Consider the following 19,858-nt stretch of genomic DNA (forward strand, 5'->3'; position numbering starts at 1 on the left):
CCTTATCTCCCGAGCTCTCGGAATAACCATTTTTCAATTATTTCAAAGACAATTTCTCTTTTTATCGGTTTGCTGATGTAATCATTCATGCCTGCTTCCAGGCAGATTTCTCTGTCCCCTTTCATGGCATTTGCCGTCATGGCGATAATTGGAACACCGGTATAACCTTTTTCCCTCAATGTTCTGGTCGCCTCAAGGCCATCCATCTCTGGCATTTGAATATCCATGAGAATGAGATCAATATTTTCAGAATCTTCCATATACAGATCTACAGCTATTTTCCCATTGTCTGCAACCTGTACATTGTAGCCAGCTTTGCTTAGAATCAGGGTGGCTAATTTCTGATTTACCAGATTGTCTTCTGCCAGGAGTATACGAATGGATTGCTTAATCTCTTCACGAACGCTGTACTGGGTGATGAGTTTCTCCTTTGAGATTTTATCTGACATCTGCTCCTCCTCACCGAGAAGTTTTTCTATGGTCTTAAAAAGTATTTCTCGACGGGTAGGTTTGGTTAAAAATGCGTCAAACCCCGCTTCGTTGCAGCGTTGGGCATTTCTTTCGGTGGTAGAGGTGTAAGCAAGCAGAGGGATATTGCGAGTTTCGGCTAATTCATGTCGTAAAAGGTTTGCCAGGGCGTATCCGTCAGGCTGTGGCATTTGAATATCAAGGATAATGAGGTCGAAAAGTTGATTTTCGATTTTTGCCTTTTCAATAATCTGCTCCACCTTTTCACTGTCACATTCAGCTGTCACCACAAGGCCGGCGGAAGAAAGGATGTGATTAAGAATACTTAAATTGCTTTTGTTATCATCAACAATGAGTACACGTTTACCTATCAGTGAAATTTTACGAAATTTTTTAATGTGCTGTTGTTTGGATTTCTTCAGGGTTGCCGTAAAATGAAATACACTTCCCCCTTTTTCTCCACCGGATTCTGCCCAAACCGAGCCATGCATCAGTCCTGCAATTTTTCGACAGATGGATAACCCCAAACCTGTACCACCGTATTCTCTGGTGGTTGAACCATCAGCCTGTTGGAATGCCTCGAAAATGGAATCAAGCTTATCTTCGGGGATACCAATACCGGTATCGCGAATATAAGAGTGCAGTGTGATGGTATCCTCTGTTTCATCGTCAACCATAATGGCCAACTCAACCTCTCCCTTTTTGGTGAATTTAGCCGAATTTCCCATAAGATTGACAAGAACCTGGCGAAAACGTCCGGGATCTCCCATAACATTGGCCGGAAGGTTATCGTCAATACGGCAGAGTACTTCTATCGGACGAAAACTCACCTTTGGCCGGATAAGGTCGCAAACATCCTGGGCCGTGATTTCCGGATCAAAGTCAATGACTTCCAAGTCCAGTTTGCCAGCTTCGACTTTGGAAAAGTCCAGGATGTCGTTGATGAGTGACAGCAGTGCTTCTGCGCTTCGTTTTATGGTTTGGGCAAATTCATCCTGTGCTTCATCAAGATCAGTGTCCAGCAGCATATCTGTGAAGCCGATAACTCCGTTCATAGGTGTACGAATCTCGTGACTCATCGCGGCAAGGAATTCGCTTTTGGCCACATTGGCTGATTCGGCTGCTTTTTTTGCTTTCCGGAGTTCGGCTGTCTGTTGTTTTATCTCCTCTTGCAATCGTTTGGAATAACTGAGCTGTTGTTCTTGTATTTTTCTGTAGTTCTGTTCGTTTTCAGCCATGATGTCCTGGAATTTTTTTTCCAGAACCGCTGTCTTCCGGTCGTACTGTTTTTTCTGTATACGGAGACGGTTTATGGTTTCCTCTGTTTCTCTGTGTGCAAGGAAGAGGCGAACTACGGAACGTAGCGAGGTGGTTAGCAAATCTGATTGCGGGAGTTCTGGCACCGACGACGAAGGCGTTGCCAGTACAAAACTCATCAGGTCCGGCACTGCCTGGAGTGCGTAATGTCTGCCGCCGTGTTCAAGGAGTATTTCAGAAGACTGGTCCATGGATTTGTTTATAATATCCAGGGCTTCTTCAGAAGACAGGGGAAAAGATTTTGTTGCAGAAAAATTTCCGTTGGTGTCGGCACAAAAAAAGAGCAGTGCATCGGTTTCCTGCTCAAGGCGATCACACAGAGTTGTTAATTCTTGAACCGGATCAACCAGGTCTGGAAAAAGTTGATTCAGAACCATGTAGATACCCTCTATTGACCGTACATTGCTTTTGTATTTTCCAACTCTTCCGGCAGATCTTCAGCCAGCACTTTATATTCTTCCATATTGCTCTGAATGTGCATGGTTAATTCCGGTGCAAGGCTTCCTGGTACGCCTTCCTTGACAGCAATGCCAAGCTGATTGACAATATATTCAGCCATTTGCAGTATTCCTGTTGCGGATTGAGCCTGCTGGTCAACATTGACGCCGTGATGGTCTCTGATAGCCTCGGACAGCTGATCGGCAACCTGCCATTCCTGCGCTAGGATATAGCCGATCTCACAGTGATCGGTACCGAGAATTTCTCGTTCTATAACCATAATATCAGGGCCACCGGGTTCCAGGCGCTGAATAATTTCCAAAAAGCCTTCAGATGCAGCTTCATATTCAACAATAAGGCCGATGTCATGAAGAATTCCGCAGAGATACGCATCATCTCCATTGATACTGAAAATACGTTCAGCAATCATCTTGCAGCAGATACCGACAGCCGCACTGTGGGACCATAGTCTATCAGGAGAAAAACCTGCAGGCTTGATGTTCGTGTCGATCATGCCTTTGATAGCATCTGTGATGGCTATGTTGTGCAAATTTTTCATACCAAGCAAGGCGACAGCTCTGGATATGGAGTCCACCTTTCTTGCCATGCCGAAATAGGAACTGTTGACCAGGGTGAGGAGGCGTGCCACAAGGGTAGGATCAAGTTTGATAACTTCCTCAAAATCTTGCAGTGTGGAATCCTCATCATTGATAAGCTCAGCCAATCTGGTCACAATGTGTGGCAGAGTTTTTGTTTTTTTGAATTTTTTGATAAGAGATTTGGCCGAGGTCATGACAATTTCCCTGAAGGTTTGAGGTTCAAGGTCTCAGGATGCGTTGCCTGTCCAACCGAACTACATATATGAACAGGCCGGGGGCTGATTGGCATCGCATCCTGTAGCTCGGTTGCGTAAGGAAACAGTGTATCCGTAACTGATAACGTATATTTATTCTATTTCTGTTTTGGAAACAGCTTCAGCTTTGATTCTGTCAAGCAGGTCAGAAAGGACTGGTTTGATGTTTTCCCTGATGTCTCCGGCGACAAGAATAAAGAGTAGGTCATCTCCTGGCTTGAATGTCCCTGAATGGGCTTCAACAAGTATTTCGTAGATCCCTTCGGATTTCAGATATTCCTGACGAAGTTGTTCGATTTTATCAAAGTCAACCGTTGTCTGTAACTCGCTTACCTGCTGTTTATCTTTTCTCGACCAGTTGCGAACCGTGCCGTTATGAACGAGGATCATTCCAACATTATCGGTAAAGTCGGGGCGTTGTTTAAGTTCTGCGATGGTTTTAGATATATCCATAACTAACTAACTCGATTAATTGGGTTTTGTTTTTCCTTTCCCAATAACAAGGGTGGGCCTCGTTGACTGGAGGGGAAGGAATAATTGCTGTCCTGCTATGATTGTAGCGGTTTTGTCTAATTTGTTCAGTTTTTTAAGCACATTTATGGAAATTTTATTTCGTTTTGCGATCTGACTGAGTGTGTCTCCCTTTTTTACAATATAAATAGTGTGGTTATGTTGACGCTTATGATAGGGAAATTGACGCATTTGCATGCAACGCAGTCGTATCCGTTTATTTTTGGGAAGTCTGACTTCGTATCCCTTAGGTATATACGATATACCTTTGACAACCGGTGAAAGGAGTGCCGGGTTAAGTCGCGTTATATCTTCTTGAGAGATTCGAAAGAACGTACATATATCAGATACTGAAGCGAAGCCTGTCATCGGTACCAGAAGGGTGGCTTCCGGTCTCTCCAGAATAATAGTACTATCTGCCTCAATGCGCTTGGCAACCTTTACGGCGGCAAGGAATTCCGAATAGAAGTTTCGGGAGGCAAATTTAAAGAGCCCTGTTTCATGTTTGCTGAAAATGGTTTCGTAATCTTTGTGACTTGCCACAGCACGGACCATACCGGGCCGTCCGTAATTGTATGCCGTCAAGGCTAGGGGCCAGCTTTGCAGGTGTTTGTAATTTTCCTTGAGGAGTTCTGCGGCAGCATGAGTTGATAGCCATGGGTCGTAACGCTCATCAACATGTTCGTTTATGGTCGTATACATGAGGCCTGTACTTTTTGTAAATTGCCATAAGCCAACCGCACCTGCTTTGCTGCTTGCCGTGGGATTAAAAGATGACTCAACGTGGGGAAGATAGGCCAGAGCTTCTGGAAGACCATGCTCTTTGAAAATCTTCTTTATAGCAGGCATATACTTACCTGAACGTATGACTCCCTCTATAAAACGGTTTTTTTGCCCGAGTTGGAGCCTGATGTTATCCTTTGCCTTGAGATACGATGTCCGCCTGGCTTTTGGAAAGAGCGCGGCAATACGTTTTTCCTCTTCAGTAGATGGGGATCGGCCGTGACCAAGCTTATCCAGGGTATCCTTGAGCTGAATTTTTGCAAGCTTGATCAGGTTGCTGTTAATCTTTGATGAGCCGGGTGTTCCCCATGGGACGAGTTGGACAACAGCATAGATTCTGTTGATTTCTTCCCGGTCGTGTAATACCGCTTCCCTGGTGGAATATTTTCCGTATATATCTTCCCAGAAGGATACATTGGGCCGTATGATTTGGTACTCGGGAAAGGTTGCGCAAAGACAACTTCTGGGAGACAGAGCACCGGCCAGAAAGAATAAAAGAATAACGGGAAGTGCGAATTGCATCGGCCCAATCTTTATTATGCGTGTATAAGATGTTGAAAACATGGTTATATGTCTGCAGTCAGGCCCAGTTGGTTAGGTGAGGCTTTAGCTACTGTTTGTAAAGAACGAATAGTACTGATTGTCTGGCTGAGAACTTGTTGATAGTTTATCACAGAATAGAAATACCAGATGGAAATTTTTTCTTTTGAAAATGATAATATATATTACATAGAGTAGCACATGGAAAAACAGACCTATCAAAGTATTATAGGCACACTGGGATTTATTTTATCTGCCGATGGGCAGGAAACACTTCTTGTGTACAGAAATGCCAGGAAAGATGACCAGCATTTGGGTAAATATAATGGACTTGGCGGGAAATTGGAAGAAGGAGAGGACGTGGTAACCTGTATGCGCAGGGAGATTATGGAAGAAGCCGGGATCTATTGTGAGCGTATGGAGTTACGGGGAACGGTTCATTGGCCTGGCTTTGGCCCCAATGGAGAAAATTGGCTGGGGTTTATTTTTCTCATCCATTCCTTCAGAGGTACACCACGAACACATAATGAAGAAGGTGAATTGGCCTGGCATAAAATCGAAATGCTGCACAAACTCCCCATGTGGGAGGGGGACAGGTATTTTCTTCCCCTTGTTTTTGATAAAGACCCAAGGGTTTTTCATGGTCATATGCCCTATTCTCAGGGACGACCTGTTTCATGGCAATATAGAAGATGCTGAGCTTCGTGTTTGAATGTTACTCTGTGGAAAGGCGACTTCGTTATAAGCCTGCAGCGTGATTTATATGAAGACTGAAAAACAGAATGGCCTAATCCCGCCCCCAGGTGGGTATCTTTTTGCTCAACGTGAGTAAACATCCGTATTGATGGGCAGGTGCCAAGTAATATCGTGAATATAGGACCCTCCGCGAATCTTTGAGGATGAGGATTTGCGTGAAAAACAATGGTTGCTTGAAACGCGTGTTAATGGACAGGTGAAAAATAGGAACACGCAAGCAGGAATGTAAATAAACTCTCTGAACGAGAGTCACTAACCTGCCCTAAAAATCTTGCGTAAGCATTGTACGGTCGGTATAGTGAAAGTCTCTTGCCGGAGCCTGTACAAAAAGGCCTATAGCCCGTCAGGAAAGAGATTTTTACTCCGATAGCTGAACCAGACTTTATATCTTATACACAGAATGCAGCTTTGTGTATACTGCGGTAAAATGCATCGCGTGCTTTAGCCTGAGGCTAAAATACTATTTCCGGAGAAGGCTTTGCAGAGAGAGTTTTTTTCTTACATATAGGAGAAACGTCCTGTAACGGGACATTTGTTTAGAGAGTACGTAGCACCAGTTTAAAATACCTTCGGCATTGCCGGATAAATTTGTACAAGGGGATGATATGGATCAAAACGCTGAAATGGTTCGGCTGGAAGAACTTGTTGACAAACTGCTTTCAAAGTATACTCAACTTCAGGCCGATTATCAGGCTATAGAGGAGATGCTTCAGGAAAGGGATATGGAGTGTGCTGAGCTGAAGCGTAATATCGAAAACCTCAGTGATGAACAGGCAACTGTCAGCAACAGGGTGGCGAGCCTGCTCGACAGAATTACCCAGTGGGAATCTGAACAGAATGGTGAGACTGTATCTGCCGGGCAAGAGGAAGAAAACCCCCAGGGGTTTGCTGTTCAGGGAGAATCTGAAGGAAACTTCGGTTAAGTTGTTGAGCGGTTATGAAAGATCGCCTTGTTCAATTTGAACTTTTCGGGCAGGAATTCGCCTTTTACAGTGATGCTCCCGATGACGAGGTGGAGAAGGCGATCAAGTTGCTCCGTGATGAGCTGGAAGGAGACGAACATTATGGTAGAAGTCATCTACCTTCCAGCAAAATGTTAGTATTGGGTTGTCTTCGGCTTGCTGCAAAATATGTGCAGATGGAGCGGGAACACGCTGTGTTATATCAGGAACAATCTCGCTCTATTGCCAATTTGATTCGTAAAATGACTGTGAGCATTGAGTAATTTGATTCAGTAAGAAATATTATCGTTTAGTTTCAGTCCGTATTCTGCTATATTGATAATAAGGAACACCCCTGCTCTGTTGGTGATTATCGGAGTATTGAGCCAACTCTCATGACAAGGGTAGCTTCATTGCATAAGGATGGAAATCTTTATTGATTACCTGATTTGTGTAAGATGCATTGCCCACCTAATTTTATTAGGTTTAATCATTTCGTTAACACGGCAGCGCGGGGGTTCTTTTTGATGAATCAGTGAGCACGTAGACTTACTGTATATATATACAAAACCGTCTTGGGTGGTGAGGTCGGGATGGTTACAGGAAGCATAATGGGCACCGGTAGGTCCAGTAAAAAAAGACAACTCTGATGAGATCAGGTTTATATAGAACCCCCTTCAACTGGGCTGTTTTTCAGAGAAAATTATTGCTATGTCAAGGTGGATTTTCTCTTGAGGGTCTTCATACATGATGAAAACGCGTATACACTGAGTTTCCACCGCAGGCCGTCTCCCCCCTCCTGTAGCAGCTTTCCTGCATGCTGAAATGTATGCTGAAAAGACTTCTTTGTCTCCCGCCTGTAGTATTTTCGCAGTGATTTCAAACTTTACTGCACTACACATTTAGGAAATATACATGGAACTCAATGTTATGACCATGGTTCTGGCAGTGGTCAATTTTGTCATTGGTGTCGTACTGGGGGTGTATTTCAGGAAAAGACTTATTGAAGGAAATCAGCGTAACCTGGAGTCTCAGGGACGCCAGATAATTGAAAATGCCATCAGTGAAGCTGAACAGATCAAGAAAGAAGCAATCATCCAGGCTAAAGAGGATGCCTACCATATAAAACAGGAAGCCGACAGGGAAATAAAGGTAAGCAGGCAGGAACTCAAAGACGATCAACGTCGGCTGAATCGCAAATTTGACGAAGTACAGAAAGATTTTCAACTCCTTGAAGAACGCCAGTCTATTCTCCGTGAACGCGAAGAGATAGTCACCGCAGCTGAAAAGGTGGCCGAAGAACAGAAAGATAAACTCGAGACGCTCGTTAATGAGCAGCGTTACAAATTGGAGCAGATCGCAGGTATAGATCGTGAAGAAGCCAAAGTGCAACTCATGCAGTCCATTGAGAGCGAGGCCAGGATGGAGTGTGCAAAACGGCTTTCCAGAATTGAAAATGAAATGAAAATAGAGGCAGACAGGAAAGGGAAAAATATCCTGGCCCTGGCCATCGCAAGGTATGCCGGCGATTATGTTGCTGATAAAACCGTATCCATGGTGCCTTTGCCAAATGACGAGATGAAAGGGCGGATCATCGGTCGTGAAGGACGAAATATCAGAGCCATTGAAGCTGCAACCGGCATTGACATAATTATAGATGATACGCCTGAAGCCGTAATTCTTTCTGGGTTTAATCCCATTCGCCGTGAAGTTGCCCGCCTTGCCCTGGAACAGCTTATCTCCGATGGTAGGATTCATCCGGCTCGGATTGAGGAAGTGGTACAGAAAGTAACAGAAGAGCTTGAAGTAAGCATTCGCGAATCCGGCGAGCAGGCCACCTTTGATGTAGGTGCCCACGGTATTCACGTCGAACTTGTTAATCTTATAGGCAGACTTAAGTATCGTACCAGTTATGGACAAAATATTCTGCAGCACTCCCTGGAAGTAGCCTTTCTCTGTGGCATAATGGCCTCTGAACTCGGTTTGGATGTGAAAAAAGCAAAGCGGGCTGGTCTGTTGCACGACATCGGCAAGGCTGTTGATCATGAGGTTGAAGGGAGTCATGCGATCATTGGCCGGGATCTGGCAAGAAAATATGGTGAGGCAGAGGACATCGTCTACGCTATCGGGGCCCATCATGAAGATCAACCTCCTAAAAGCGTTCTTGATGTTTTGGTGCAATCTGCAGATGCCCTGTCAGGTGCCAGACCTGGTGCCAGAAAGGAAATGCTGCAGAGCTATGTTAAAAGGCTGGAAGATCTCGAAAATATAGCCAATTCATTTACAGGTGTTGAAAAATCGTACGCCATTCAGGCTGGTAGAGAATTGCGAATCATAGTTGACAGCCATAAAATAGCTGACGAAGCCGCATTTCTGATGAGTAGAGATATTGCAAAGGCTGTGGAAGAACAACTTACATATCCTGGTCAGATCCGGGTGACTGTCATCCGTGAAACTCGAGCTGTAGAATATGCAAAATAGGCGGTAGGATGAGACAAAGCAAAATGCCTTGATTGGGGAAAAATGCTTATTTTCGCACGAAGATTCTCACGTATTGACAGACACCATACTTTACGGTAGCCCCACTGGTTTGGTGCTGCCGTTTTTTTGTTCATGGGCAGTGCGAGGCCTGGGATCTTCGCTGTTAAAAGATGAGGAAGTATGCTAGGTTGCTTCCGTACGTCACTGTGCAGAGCCTGGGTTTGTTCACCTGCTACAAAACGTCATAACACATGGGCAATTGAACTCAGGCTCAAGGCAATCCGTAATCTGGAGATACAACAAGCTTTGGACAGTATAAAGGTGTGTCTTTCTACAGTAACTGAAAGAGCAGAATTTCTGTCGTTATTCCTCGTATTCATCTTCTTGAATTTTCTGGCATTCTGGACAAATACCCGTAAATTCTATATGGTGACCAAGAATTTGATAGGAGCTTGCCGTAGATGCTTCTTCGGTCAGCGTGTTGAAAACAGGGATTTCCAGATCATCAACCTTGCCGCATCGTGCGCAACGAATATGATAGTGGTTGTCTGTTGTTGCATCAAATCTTTTTTGTGTTCCCCCTACTTCCAGTTTGAGTATCATGCCGTTTTCTGCCATTAACTCAAGGTTTCGGTATACGGTACCCAATCCTATACGTGGAAGCCGTTTTCGGACCATATCGTAGATTTCACTTGCCGTAGGATGGGTTTTAACTTTGGAGAGCTCTTCTAATATGACTTGGCGCTGGGTTGTCAACCGCAGCATGGGTGCTGGAGCATTCATGTGTATAACTCAATTTACAAATTATTAATAAGGAATCATTATCAGTATAATACTGATCCATGATGAAATTTTCAAGTATGAAATGAATCATTATTCAGAGAAAGAAAATCTACAGAAAGCCAATATACAAGTGAGAGGCTTGGAGATCAGCCCTCCATTACTCCTGGCACCCATGGCAGGGCTTACCCACTCTGCTCTGCGAACAACAATTCAATCCTGTGGCGGGATAGGTTTGCTCAGTACCGAGATGCTTGCTGCATGGCGTCTGCCTAACGAAAATGCAACTGTTTCACCTTTTCTATTTCGAACAAAAAGTGAAAAACCTCTTTCCTATCAGATTCTTATCAATGATGTTTCGCAATTGGAGCCAGCTGTACAGGCTTTGCATCGGTTACAAGCTGATGCCATTGATATCAATATAGGGTGCCCTGCACCCAGGGTGCGTAAGGCGGGTGGTGGGAGTGCTCTAGTTGAAAAACCTCAGCTGTTAAGAGATATACTTTCCCGTGCCCGAAACATAACCGAAGGTCCATTGACTGCAAAAATACGACTCGGCGATGGCAACGAAGCAGTCCTGAAGCCATTTTGTCAGATGTTGGTGGATCAGGGCGTTGATATGTTGAGTATTCATGCCCGGTTGCAGGGCGAATCCTTTGCAAGGAAGCCGCATTGGTCGATGATAGCTGAAATTAAGAAATGGGTGAATGTTCCAGTTATTGCAAACGGGGGCATTGATTCTGTTAATACCGCCAGGGCATGTCTTGACCAGAGTGGGGCAGACGGTCTCATGATTGGAAGAGCAGCCGCAGCAAAGCCCTGGCTCTTTGCAGAGATCGCAAGAGATCTTTATAATGAAAAAGGCCTGGATACAAACTATAGCAAAGTGGAACTGTACAACCAATTCTGCAAGGCTCTCAATGAACGTTTTCGAATTGAGAGAAGATTGGGCAGGCTCAAGGAATTCACCCATTATTTTGCAACGAATTATGCGTATGGGCATCATCTTGCCAGCAAAGTACAGGCCAGTAATACTATGGAGCAGGCAGTTGAAAGGGCCCAACATTTTTTTTCCGTGCATGACCCGGAAGGTTTTGCACGGGTGTGGAGCCAGCCGGCTGATTAGTGCAGCCGGTCATTCATTGAAGGTAGCGGGCATGTCCGGCAATGTATTACAACCATGTAAACTTTTATTCAACGTGAACAGGGGGGTTATAGTACCCGTAACGCAAGTTTGGAAAGGTACTGCGAAGTTCTTGGAACCATTTCCGCATCCCCATTGCTGCATCAGCCTGGTGTAAGGTGGCTTTGAGATATACCTCAGGGTCAATATTCAAGTTTCGCAATTGGATAAAGTCTGGTCGGTGGGCTGTAATGAGTTGACAGAGAGCCTCAAATTCAGAGGGATGATCTGTAAAACCGGGAAGGATAAAGTAATTGAGGGAGACATGGCGGTTATACTCTTTCATGACATCAATGGATTGCATGACGTCGGCAAAGGCAAAGCCTTTTGGACGATAGTAAAGAGTATGTTGCTTTTCCCTGGCACTATTGAGCGATATTCGTATCGAATCCAGTCCTGCCTGCGCCAGCCGTCTTACCGCATGAGGCAGGCTGCCATTGGTATTCAAATTGATTGTTCCCTGATGGGTTGCCTTGCGAATACGCTGTATGGCTTTCTCCATCACCTCTGCCTGAAGAAGAGGCTCACCTTCACACCCTTGTCCGAAACTCACAATTGGCTTTTCTGCTGTTTCCAGATGCTCAACTGCTATTTCGGCAATTTCCAGCGGTGTAGGAACAAAGGTGATTCTGTCTTGTGTAGATGCACAGCATCCTGAAGGTTGCAGGGAAATGCATCCGATGCAGGATGCATTGCATTGGGGAGAGCATGGAAGAGGCGCTTCCCATCGATTGAGAAAGTAATTTTTTGCTGCAGGACAACAGTATGTCAGGCAGCATTTTCCCAGGTGCTGAATAAGACGGTTGTGAGGATGGCGCTGTAATTTTGCCCTGGTCTGTTTCTCAAGAAGGGACTGATTGAAATGGGCCACATCCTGACGAACATCAGCATCGGAACGAAATCCTGTTACCCAGAATTTACCGTCCAGCCAACCCACGGCAGCATAGGAAAAAAGCGGCAGCATTGGACTCTGTGAATCAGTTGTCAAATATCCTGCTGTATAGAGGGCCGTATGCGCTGGAGCCATGAAAGCTGCCACAGCTTGAACCTGCTCACCTGCTTCATAAGGGTTTTCTGCAAGCAGTGCCGCTTCATTGCTATCAAGCTCTATACCAACCGGTTGTCTTCCTGGAAGTATGAAAAGCTCACTTCCTTCGGGCAGTTCTATGAGATCCTCAAGTTCAGGTTCATAAAAGTTGCCGGCACTGCTTCCGGACATTTTCAATCCGTCATATTCCAGAATTTCTCCTTCCGCATTGGCAAACACCAAAAAGGGAGTTGTCCGTGGGTGTAGCATATCCATAGTGTTGAGCGTACCTGGCTTCAGGGACGCAATACGCGCATCACGCTGTCGACAGCTCGATAGACGTCAAGATCATCTCCAAACACATCCTGTATATTGGAGTGATCAATAAGGTCCTCAACAATGTATTGGGTGAGATAGAGGCTGATAAGGTTAGGGTCCTGGGTTAAGTTTCGAATGGGAGCTATTTTATAGCGCATTTCAAACTCTTCCAGGTCTATCATTGTTCGTAATTGCTTTTCGATTACTTCTTGAATTTTACCCACAGAATCAGTTTCGATAATATGGGTGTCGAGCAATCTTTGTACTAACGTAATAGCCAGATCCTTGGAATTATCTCGCGCTTTTTTCAACATGAACATTCGTTCACGTTCGCGTTTTCGATCGATGGCATCGATAGTCTTGTTGGTCGAGTTACTGGGATTAATATGACGGGCCATGGGTTTTGCTCCTTATATGCATAAATGGCGCGAATAACCGTATCGTATTTCAACAGGAAGCATTCCACGTGAGGTAACTGGTCACGGGTATCTTCTTGGTTTCACTAACCTCTAAACTGCAAACGGGCCACAAGTGCTTCATTTTGGATTAGTGCGATTTTACGCAGGCAAGCATAGATTCCGTAGGATTAGCTATGCGTGAAATTGCGATCCATCAAAGATGGAGTGCCTGTGATCCGTTACCTGGTAACAGCTGCGGTAGTTCAGTGGTGATACATACGAAGAATTGGCTTGCATTCAAGCTTCATGCGATCATCGTTGAATCTTAAAACCTTTGCTGTTTTCCTCATCCTCCTGAAATAACTGGTATGTCAGGTTTTACAGGGCTCGTAGACAACACAAGCTTCGCCATATTACGCAAACAAGCCATTCTTTGCATCCTCTATTTGCATGAAGTTGTTATTTCCCCTCAATGACTTCGCTCTACAGGCTAATACCATGATGGTATCAGCCGATCAAGGATGCGTGGATGTATGTAAGGGCTGAATAGATGCATATATCGTCAAAAATCGCTGGGAAGATCGCTTTGATACAGTTCCTTGAAGCTGTTAATTTTTGCAGCTGCATCAGGCTCCAAATGTAAGTTGTACGTTTGAATGTATTCAGCTGCCATTCTGTGTGTATTGAATATTGGGACATTCAGCTTCAGGTTATTGACAGCTATATCAAGAAATTCGTCATGTTTACTGTAAAATGTTTCGAGCACCGATGGCAGGAGATTGTAAAATGAATCGGCATCTTCTGCGTACAGGAGGCTTTCCCGATCTTCACTCAGGTCCGAATCTTCAATCGGCCCTTCATAACCAAATTTCCATCCTGTAGCACCGTTATGATACCCTTCCACCCACCATCCATCCATGACACTGATGTTTGGTACACCGTTCATCGCGGCTTTCATTCCACTTGTTCCGCTGGCCTCAAGTGGACGTTTGGGACAATTCAGCCATGAGTGAACGCCTGAGACGAGAAGTTTGGCGATACACATGTCATAGCCGGGAATAAATACAAGTTTACCGAGACCATTGCTGAGTTTATAAAGTCGTTCCTGATTATCAAGGATGAGTTTGAGAACCATTTTTCCAGGTTCGTCTTCCGGGTGGGCTTTTCCGGCAAAAAGAAAATTGATTTTCCAGTTGTTTTTTACCAGAATTTCAGCCAGCCTTGAAATATCGTCGAAAATGAGATCCGCTCGTTTATAGGTGGAAAACCGGCGGGCAAAGCCCACTGTGAACACATTAGGTTCCAGCCAGTCCGGGACCGAAAGATGGGAAAGATAATTTGGCGGATCTATCCAGGTTTCTGTCATCTGCCGACGATGATTATCCAACATGTGGTTGGTGTAGGCTATCAGGCGCTGGTTATCAATCAGCCATGCCTTACGGAGGCCTGATACAAGCTCTGGATAGTCAGAACGGGAAAGTGAGGAAAAACAACCTGGGGCTGTACGCCAGTCACGTGTGGAGGCAATACTGTCAAAGAGAGCTGCCCGACTGTTACTGGTCCAGGTCAAATGGTGCACTCCGTTGGTTATTGCTTTAATTTTTGATGCAAAGGATGGAAATTGTTTACGCGTGACATCACGATGCAGACGGCTTACACTGTTGATCCCTCGATTAATACGCATGGCCATTGCTGTGAAATTGTATTCATGCTGATTGTCCTCATCATGGGCCACCAGATCAAGAATACGTTCAACCGTACCATGACTGAAGGAAGAATAGAGATCTCTGCTGAAACGGTCATGTCCCGCCTTTACGGGGGTGTGAATGGTGTATATAATCTGTTGACCAACTTTTTCAGCTGCATGTATAATGTCTTCTTTTGACATGCGCTGTATGTAATCAGGCCCAAGTGCTTTCTCCAGTTCTTTTACAATGAGGTGAAGAGTGACGGTAACACCGTGTTGTTCGTTGAGATGTATGGTGTTTGCCGTAAAGCCGAATGCTTCCATTATAGGAAGTACTGCACTTCCGAGCATTCTTCGTTGATTGGCCTTTACAAGATTGGACTTGGCATTGTAAAGTTGCTGTGAAGCTTCGCTCAACCATTTGGGTGCGCCTGGCAAGTCGTAATCCAGAAGGAATTCGGGGGTAAAGTAGTCAAGATTGTCGGAGCATTCCAGTTTCATCCAGACTTGAGCTGTGCAGTAAACGGGATCTTCATGTTCACTGAAAAACGGGACTTCAATCTCCAGGGGCAGTTCCGGTTTTTCAGGGTCTTTGAGCTGGTAGAGTGTTGGTGTGGTTTCCGGGGTCCAGGTGGTGGCTTGATCAATTTGGCCGATTTTGGAATCAACAAATTGAGAGAAATATCCACCCCTGTATAAAAGGCTGACTGCAAGAACCGGCATATGCAGGTCAGCAAAGCTTTTCAGCGTGTCGCCGGCAAGGACGCCAAGGCCACCGCTATAATTTGGGATTTTACGCGGGCCGTCCAGGTATTGTTTGAGAAAATGACTCAGAATACGATGAGAACTTTCCAGAATGCCTTCCTGTTGTAAATAATTTTTCACAGGAGAAAAAACATCGGGATCTGCACCAATCTCCATGGAAATATAGACAACTGAGTTACCTGTAGGTGAGCAGAGACGTTTCCAGACACGATCAAAAGTGGCCTGAGAAATACCGAAGTATGTCCCAAAATCATTACAGGACAAGAGCTTTGAGGCTAAGTCTGGTTTCATGTTAAAAAAATCCGATGGATTGAATTAAAAAGTAATTGTCTCAATAGTCAAAAGATAATAAGGAATGTTTCTCGAAAAGCCAAGTAGGCAAAGTGTAGATTCACACTAATAGTTTTGCAAGGAAATTTCTTGAATGGAAAAAAATGTTGTATTCCTTCGTGGGTTAGGTAGAATCGACGCTTATTTTATACATGTTGTCAAATAATTATTACTTTTGGGAGGATGTGATGCGCATCAATAAACCGTTGTATTTAGTCATAGCCATGTTGGTGTTTATCACCTTGGGTCTTACCGCCGGTTGCAGCAAAAAAGCACCTGAGACCAATCCGGAACCACCGGCAGAGGGGTTAGGGCCGGAAGAGCCTTTGGAAAGCCAGGATACGGGCATTATGGAAGGCCGCACATCTGGGCCAATGCTGCCAGTGTACTTTGCCTTTGATGATTCGAATATTACTGGCGATCAGGTACAGCGGATAGAAGGGAATGCTGCCTTCTTGTCCGAGAGTGCAGATGTTACTATTCGTATCGAGGGCAATTGTGATCCTCGCGGGACCAAAGAATACAATCTGGCACTTGGTGAAAGAAGGGCACAGAGCGCAAAAGCATATTTAATCAATCTGGGCATTGACTCTGAACGCCTCAGCACGGTAAGCTGGGGAGAAGAGAAGTTGCTGTTGTTTGGACATGATGAGCTTTCCTGGGCCCAAAATCGTCGGGCAGACTTTGTTATTGTAAAATAGGAACAGAGTAAATGTTCGCGAAACCGGGCTGGGACGGGTCCCATGCCCGGTTTTCTTTTTTAGGTTGAATTGTAGCTGAATACGCGTTATTCGGAGCAGACCGCTTCTGAAGGTATCCAGAGGCTGACAATTCGATTCATAAACATTTATGAGGGGAATACTGTGATATACAATAAAATGATTGGTGCGTTGCTGTGTACTATTCTGGCATTGGGGGTACAATTTCCGTTATCCCAGGCGCAGGCTGCAGATCTCAAAATCGGGATAATAGACATGCAGCGCGTGGTTGTTACTTCAACAGGCGGGAAGAAGGCTCAGGAAATTGTAAATAAAAGAATGAAGGAACTCCAGGGAGACTTCAAAAAGGATGAAGACGCTCTGCTGGGCCTTCAGAAAGAAATTGAAAAGAAGAGCTCTGCCTGGAGCGATGAAATGAAGCAGGAAAAGGCCAATGAATTTCGAAAAATGCGCAGAGACCTCATGGCAAAGCAGGAAGATGCCAATGTGGAAATCAAACAGCTGCGTGAAGAAAATTTAGGGCCAATTCTCCAGGAACTGCAGAAGGTCGTATCCCAGCTGGGCGAGAAAGAGGGATATACGTTGATTTTGCCACGCCAGGCGGCTATTCACGTAGATAAAGAAATTGATCTGACTGACAAAGTCATCAAAGCATTGAACGAAGCCAGTAAATGAGTTGATAAGCGATCATCGGCCTCTCCCCCCTTCCTGGGGAATCTGTTGGTCGCGTCCTTCCTTGCATGGGCGCGATTGCCCGTATTAATATGATGTTGTCTTGCCAATCCGGCCATTTTTACGAGCGATCACGCCTGCACAGATTAGAGCATCTCTTGGTAGTTACAGAGTATGTGGTATAATACATATTGAATCACACTGCCCGTAATGGGCATATGGAGATCAATATAAATCATTAAGGTATATTATCTGCAATGATGCAGCACGCATATATAGACATGGTCAACCAATTCAAGGGCTGCAATGTACTTGTAATTGGTGATATCATCATAGATCATTTTATCTGGGGATCGGTAACCAGAATTTCTCCGGAAGCTCCTGTTCCGGTTGTCAACGTCAAGAAAGAAGAATTATTGCTGGGTGGAAGTGCAAATGTCTTGCGCAACATCATATCCCTTGGAGGCAGAGGAGCGCTCTGTGGCCTCATTGGCAGTGATGCCATGGGAGAGCAAGTAGTTACATTAGTAGAAGAACTTGGCGCCGGAGGGCAGGGGATAATACAAGGCCAACGGCCAACGACGGTTAAGACTCGAATTATTGCCCAGGGGCAGCAGGTAGTCCGTTTTGATCGTGAACAGACAGGTGACCCATCCCCGGAAACTTTTTCATATCTCATCGGTTATTTACAAGAACATGTGCATCAATTTGACGCTGTCATGATATCTGATTATGCCAAAGGTGTTGTTCATGAACAGTTGATGATAGAGCTTCGTCGTCTTCTTCAGCAGCATGCCGATAAAACGGGCAGGCGTTTACCTGTAATTGTTGACCCCAAACCGTCAAATATGCACTGTTTTGTTGGGTGTTCGGTTATAACCCCGAATCACCATGAAGCATCACAGATGAGTGGTATCCGCATTCATGATGAGCAGACGTTACTTGCTGCTGCACGTCAGATTCGGGAGGACATCGGTTGCGAAGGGGTTCTTATTACCCGTGGAGAAGCTGGAATGGCCCTTCTTGAGGGAAATCATGATCTTGTTACCATTCCTACAATGGCGAAAGAAGTCTATGACGTCACAGGCGCGGGTGATACCGTTGCAGCGACCATGGCTTTGGGGATGGCTGCAGGGTGTTCGCTTGCAGATGCTGCCGTTCTTGCCAACCACGCCGCAAGTGTTGTTGTCGGTAAGGTAGGAACAGCTTCTGTGAGCACAGAAGAATTACTTGAAGCCCTGCCCAGGAGCACGTCGCGCTAGGCAACTGCCAGCACTCCGTCTGTATGAGCTGACTGACCTGGCATAGAGAAATCATGGCCTGCCAGCCGATTTGTGCACAGGCGAAGTCTTGGTGGTCTTACTGTGATGATGTGAAAGCGAGTAAGGCGTTATATACCTGTGATCAGTTAGTGCCTGTCCGTAAATAGTCTTTTTGCCCAATTATTTGTATTATGCTTAAAGCTTTATCAATGAAATATCGGGTAGATGTTTGTGGTGAAACTTGTCGCATGCCTTAAATGTAGCAAGAAAGCCTATTTCCGGACAGACACCAGTTACCTAAATATTGTTACCCCAGAGGAGAATCGTCTATGGGACGTCCCAGAAGTATGACCGGTTTTGGGCGAGGAGAAGCTGAAGCCCAGGGTCGCACCTGGATTGCAGAGGTTCGAACGGTTAATCATCGTTTTTTGGACCAGCGTGTCGTGTTACCTAGAAGATTTGCAGCCTGTGAAGAGCAGGTTAAAAAGACTGTCGCACAGGCAATGGATCGTGGCCGGGTTGACATTTCATTGACAGCCAAAGGTGATCTGGCAGATCGTGGGAGTTTTTCAGTGGATCATGGCATTGCCGAGCAGTACCACCGCTGCCTCAGTCAACTGCAGGACACCTATGAATTATCAGGTGGAATTACTGTTTCCGACATGTTGACCATCAGGGATATCATCAGTCAGGAAGAGGTTGACCCTGATATGGATGCAGAGCTTAAAATCATTATTACATCGGTACAACGAGCTCTTCTGGCCTGCGATCAGATGAGGGAGCAGGAAGGACAGTCTTTGAAACGCGAATTGTTAGAGCGGCTGGCTGGCTTTGAAAAGATTGTATCAACCATTGAAACGAACAGCCCGAAAATTTTGGAACAGCGGCAGCAGGAATTGCAGGTGAGATTAGCTAAACTTCTCAGCAATGTTGATATTGATCCTGCTCGGCTGGCCCAGGAATCTGCTATCATGGCTGACAAGAGTGATATCACTGAGGAGATAGTGCGTCTACATAGTCATATTGAACAGTTTCGCCAATATTTGGAGAGTGATGAAGCGGTTGGCAGACGGCTCGATTTTCTTTTACAGGAATTTCTGCGAGAAGTGAATACACTGGCTTCAAAAATTACAAACGCCAGCATCGCTCACCTTGGTGTTGAAATGAAAAATGAGATTGAAAAACTGCGTGAGCAGGTACAGAATATTGAATAGTATTAATGTCGTCCATGGCGTTGTCGTATTGATTAGCCTGTCCAACAGGCTGTCACTCTTAAAGCATACCATTTTGTACAAGAGCTTGGGTTTTCATCTTTCAGGGAATATCATATGATAAACAGTCGCTTGGTAAATATAGGGTTTGGTAATGCTGTCAAGGTTAACAGAATTCTTGCAGTAGTGAATCCTGGATCTTCTCCCATTCGAAAACTGAAAGATGATGCACGCACAGAAAAAAAGTTGATTGATGTTACAGAAGGCAGGCGTACTCGGGCTATCATAATCCTTGATACCGGTCATCTGGTTTTATCATCTGTTCAACCTGAAACAATCAATCAAAGACTGGCTGCCTTGGATATGGAGCATGTTGATCCGGCAGGAGCGCTATCCTCTAAACTGTATGGAGAGTAGGG

The 19,858-nt window shown here is 45.1% G+C and carries 18 protein-coding genes and 1 other RNA gene; 11 read left to right on the forward strand and 8 right to left on the reverse strand.

Features of this window, described 5'->3' with window-relative positions:
* Positions 1 to 2: 2 nt before the first annotated feature.
* The 4 genes from G493_RS27290 to G493_RS27295 form a co-directional block, all read right to left on the reverse strand.
* Entirely contained in the window at positions 3 to 2,162 is a 2,160-nt protein-coding gene (locus G493_RS27290; protein ID WP_028578919.1) for a response regulator, read from the reverse strand.
* Positions 2,163 to 2,173: 11 nt separating this feature from the next.
* Entirely contained in the window at positions 2,174 to 3,016 is an 843-nt protein-coding gene (locus G493_RS0101365; RefSeq protein WP_028578920.1) for an HDOD domain-containing protein, read from the reverse strand.
* A 153-nt stretch (positions 3,017 to 3,169) separates the two neighbouring features.
* Entirely contained in the window at positions 3,170 to 3,529 is a 360-nt protein-coding gene (locus G493_RS0101370; RefSeq protein ID WP_028578921.1) for a molybdenum cofactor biosynthesis protein MoaE, read from the reverse strand.
* 15 nt (positions 3,530 to 3,544) lie between these two features.
* Positions 3,545 to 4,891, reverse strand: coding sequence for a lytic transglycosylase domain-containing protein (locus tag G493_RS27295; protein ID WP_161629775.1), 1,347 nt, complete (start codon positions 4,889 to 4,891; stop codon positions 3,545 to 3,547).
* Positions 4,892 to 5,110: 219 nt separating this feature from the next.
* Here G493_RS27295 and G493_RS0101380 point away from each other — a divergent pair, with 219 nt between their 5' ends.
* The 5 genes from G493_RS0101380 to rny all read left to right on the forward strand — a co-directional run bounded on the left by G493_RS0101380 (position 5,111) and on the right by rny (position 9,087).
* Positions 5,111 to 5,608, forward strand: coding sequence for an NUDIX hydrolase (locus G493_RS0101380; RefSeq protein ID WP_028578922.1), 498 nt, complete (start codon positions 5,111 to 5,113; stop codon positions 5,606 to 5,608).
* A gap of 662 nt (positions 5,609 to 6,270) precedes the next feature.
* Complete coding sequence (locus G493_RS0101385) at positions 6,271 to 6,588, forward strand: cell division protein ZapB (RefSeq protein ID WP_028578923.1); 318 nt, start codon at positions 6,271 to 6,273, stop codon at positions 6,586 to 6,588.
* Between the two features lie 14 nt (positions 6,589 to 6,602).
* Complete coding sequence (zapA, locus tag G493_RS27300) at positions 6,603 to 6,890, forward strand: cell division protein ZapA (RefSeq protein ID WP_051308922.1); 288 nt, start codon at positions 6,603 to 6,605, stop codon at positions 6,888 to 6,890.
* Between the two features lie 65 nt (positions 6,891 to 6,955).
* Positions 6,956 to 7,128, forward strand: a non-coding RNA gene (ssrS, locus tag G493_RS32880) — 6S RNA.
* 393 nt (positions 7,129 to 7,521) lie between these two features.
* On the forward strand, positions 7,522 to 9,087 hold the full coding sequence (gene rny / locus G493_RS0101400) for a ribonuclease Y (RefSeq protein WP_028578925.1): 1,566 nt from the start codon (positions 7,522 to 7,524) through the stop codon (positions 9,085 to 9,087).
* A gap of 363 nt (positions 9,088 to 9,450) precedes the next feature.
* On the opposite strand, the gene G493_RS0101405 is transcribed toward rny, so the two are convergent.
* Positions 9,451 to 9,870, reverse strand: a complete 420-nt coding sequence (locus tag G493_RS0101405; protein ID WP_035272910.1) for a Fur family transcriptional regulator — start codon at positions 9,868 to 9,870, stop codon at positions 9,451 to 9,453.
* A gap of 82 nt (positions 9,871 to 9,952) precedes the next feature.
* On the opposite strand from G493_RS0101405, the gene G493_RS27305 reads away from it, so the two are divergent.
* The gene (locus tag G493_RS27305) at positions 9,953 to 10,993 is read left to right on the forward strand and encodes a tRNA-dihydrouridine synthase family protein (protein WP_051308923.1); all 1,041 of its coding nucleotides are present in this window, start codon (positions 9,953 to 9,955) and stop codon (positions 10,991 to 10,993) included.
* Between the two features lie 64 nt (positions 10,994 to 11,057).
* Here G493_RS27305 and G493_RS0101415 read toward each other — a convergent pair whose 3' ends face one another.
* The 3 genes from G493_RS0101415 to glgP all read right to left on the reverse strand — a co-directional run bounded on the left by G493_RS0101415 (position 11,058) and on the right by glgP (position 15,536).
* On the reverse strand, positions 11,058 to 12,353 hold the full coding sequence (locus G493_RS0101415; RefSeq protein ID WP_028578927.1) for a radical SAM protein: 1,296 nt from the start codon (positions 12,351 to 12,353) through the stop codon (positions 11,058 to 11,060).
* Between the two features lie 20 nt (positions 12,354 to 12,373).
* Entirely contained in the window at positions 12,374 to 12,793 is a 420-nt protein-coding gene (locus G493_RS0101420; protein ID WP_028578928.1) for a hypothetical protein, read from the reverse strand.
* A 562-nt stretch (positions 12,794 to 13,355) separates the two neighbouring features.
* The gene (gene glgP, locus G493_RS0101425) at positions 13,356 to 15,536 is read right to left on the reverse strand and encodes an alpha-glucan family phosphorylase (RefSeq protein WP_028578929.1); all 2,181 of its coding nucleotides are present in this window, start codon (positions 15,534 to 15,536) and stop codon (positions 13,356 to 13,358) included.
* A gap of 227 nt (positions 15,537 to 15,763) precedes the next feature.
* Here glgP and G493_RS0101430 point away from each other — a divergent pair, with 227 nt between their 5' ends.
* The 5 genes from G493_RS0101430 (at position 15,764) to G493_RS27310 (ending at position 19,856) form a co-directional block, all read left to right on the forward strand.
* Complete coding sequence (locus tag G493_RS0101430; protein WP_153306403.1) at positions 15,764 to 16,276, forward strand: OmpA family protein; 513 nt, start codon at positions 15,764 to 15,766, stop codon at positions 16,274 to 16,276.
* 162 nt (positions 16,277 to 16,438) lie between these two features.
* Complete coding sequence (locus tag G493_RS0101435) at positions 16,439 to 16,969, forward strand: OmpH family outer membrane protein (protein WP_153306404.1); 531 nt, start codon at positions 16,439 to 16,441, stop codon at positions 16,967 to 16,969.
* A gap of 254 nt (positions 16,970 to 17,223) precedes the next feature.
* Positions 17,224 to 18,228 carry a D-glycero-beta-D-manno-heptose-7-phosphate kinase gene (gene rfaE1 / locus G493_RS0101440; protein WP_028578932.1) on the forward strand — a complete coding sequence of 335 codons (1,005 nt, stop codon included), beginning with the start codon at positions 17,224 to 17,226 and terminating at the stop codon, positions 18,226 to 18,228.
* 329 nt (positions 18,229 to 18,557) lie between these two features.
* Positions 18,558 to 19,442, forward strand: coding sequence for a YicC/YloC family endoribonuclease (locus G493_RS0101445; RefSeq protein WP_028578933.1), 885 nt, complete (start codon positions 18,558 to 18,560; stop codon positions 19,440 to 19,442).
* A gap of 114 nt (positions 19,443 to 19,556) precedes the next feature.
* Positions 19,557 to 19,856, forward strand: coding sequence for a DUF370 domain-containing protein (locus G493_RS27310; RefSeq protein ID WP_035272913.1), 300 nt, complete (start codon positions 19,557 to 19,559; stop codon positions 19,854 to 19,856).
* Positions 19,857 to 19,858 lie beyond the last annotated feature (2 nt).

The sequence above is a fragment of the Desulfogranum japonicum DSM 18378 genome, from assembly GCF_000429945.1.
Lineage (GTDB): Bacteria > Desulfobacterota > Desulfobulbia > Desulfobulbales > Desulfobulbaceae > Desulfogranum > Desulfogranum japonicum.

Bases quoted from the DNA above. Each gene is read 5' to 3' on its own strand.
- G493_RS27310 (WP_035272913.1), top strand. From the start codon at position 19,557: ATGATAAACAGTCGCTTGGTAAATATAGGGTTTGGTAATGCTGTCAAG.
- zapA (WP_051308922.1), top strand. From the start codon at position 6,603: ATGAAAGATCGCCTTGTTCAATTTGAACTTTTCGGGCAGGAATTCGCC.
- rny (WP_028578925.1), top strand. From the start codon at position 7,522: ATGGAACTCAATGTTATGACCATGGTTCTGGCAGTGGTCAATTTTGTC.
- G493_RS0101430 (WP_153306403.1), top strand. From the start codon at position 15,764: ATGCGCATCAATAAACCGTTGTATTTAGTCATAGCCATGTTGGTGTTT.
- rfaE1 (WP_028578932.1), top strand. From the start codon at position 17,224: ATGATGCAGCACGCATATATAGACATGGTCAACCAATTCAAGGGCTGC.
- glgP (WP_028578929.1), bottom strand. From the start codon at position 15,536: ATGAAACCAGACTTAGCCTCAAAGCTCTTGTCCTGTAATGATTTTGGG.
- G493_RS0101445 (WP_028578933.1), top strand. From the start codon at position 18,558: ATGGGACGTCCCAGAAGTATGACCGGTTTTGGGCGAGGAGAAGCTGAA.
- G493_RS0101420 (WP_028578928.1), bottom strand. From the start codon at position 12,793: ATGGCCCGTCATATTAATCCCAGTAACTCGACCAACAAGACTATCGAT.
- G493_RS0101415 (WP_028578927.1), bottom strand. From the start codon at position 12,353: ATGGATATGCTACACCCACGGACAACTCCCTTTTTGGTGTTTGCCAAT.
- G493_RS27290 (WP_028578919.1), bottom strand. From the start codon at position 2,162: ATGGTTCTGAATCAACTTTTTCCAGACCTGGTTGATCCGGTTCAAGAA.
- G493_RS27305 (WP_051308923.1), top strand. From the start codon at position 9,953: ATGAATCATTATTCAGAGAAAGAAAATCTACAGAAAGCCAATATACAA.
- G493_RS0101370 (WP_028578921.1), bottom strand. From the start codon at position 3,529: ATGGATATATCTAAAACCATCGCAGAACTTAAACAACGCCCCGACTTT.
- G493_RS0101380 (WP_028578922.1), top strand. From the start codon at position 5,111: ATGGAAAAACAGACCTATCAAAGTATTATAGGCACACTGGGATTTATT.
- G493_RS0101365 (WP_028578920.1), bottom strand. From the start codon at position 3,016: ATGACCTCGGCCAAATCTCTTATCAAAAAATTCAAAAAAACAAAAACT.
- G493_RS0101405 (WP_035272910.1), bottom strand. From the start codon at position 9,870: ATGAATGCTCCAGCACCCATGCTGCGGTTGACAACCCAGCGCCAAGTC.
- G493_RS0101385 (WP_028578923.1), top strand. From the start codon at position 6,271: ATGGATCAAAACGCTGAAATGGTTCGGCTGGAAGAACTTGTTGACAAA.
- G493_RS27295 (WP_161629775.1), bottom strand. From the start codon at position 4,891: ATGCAATTCGCACTTCCCGTTATTCTTTTATTCTTTCTGGCCGGTGCT.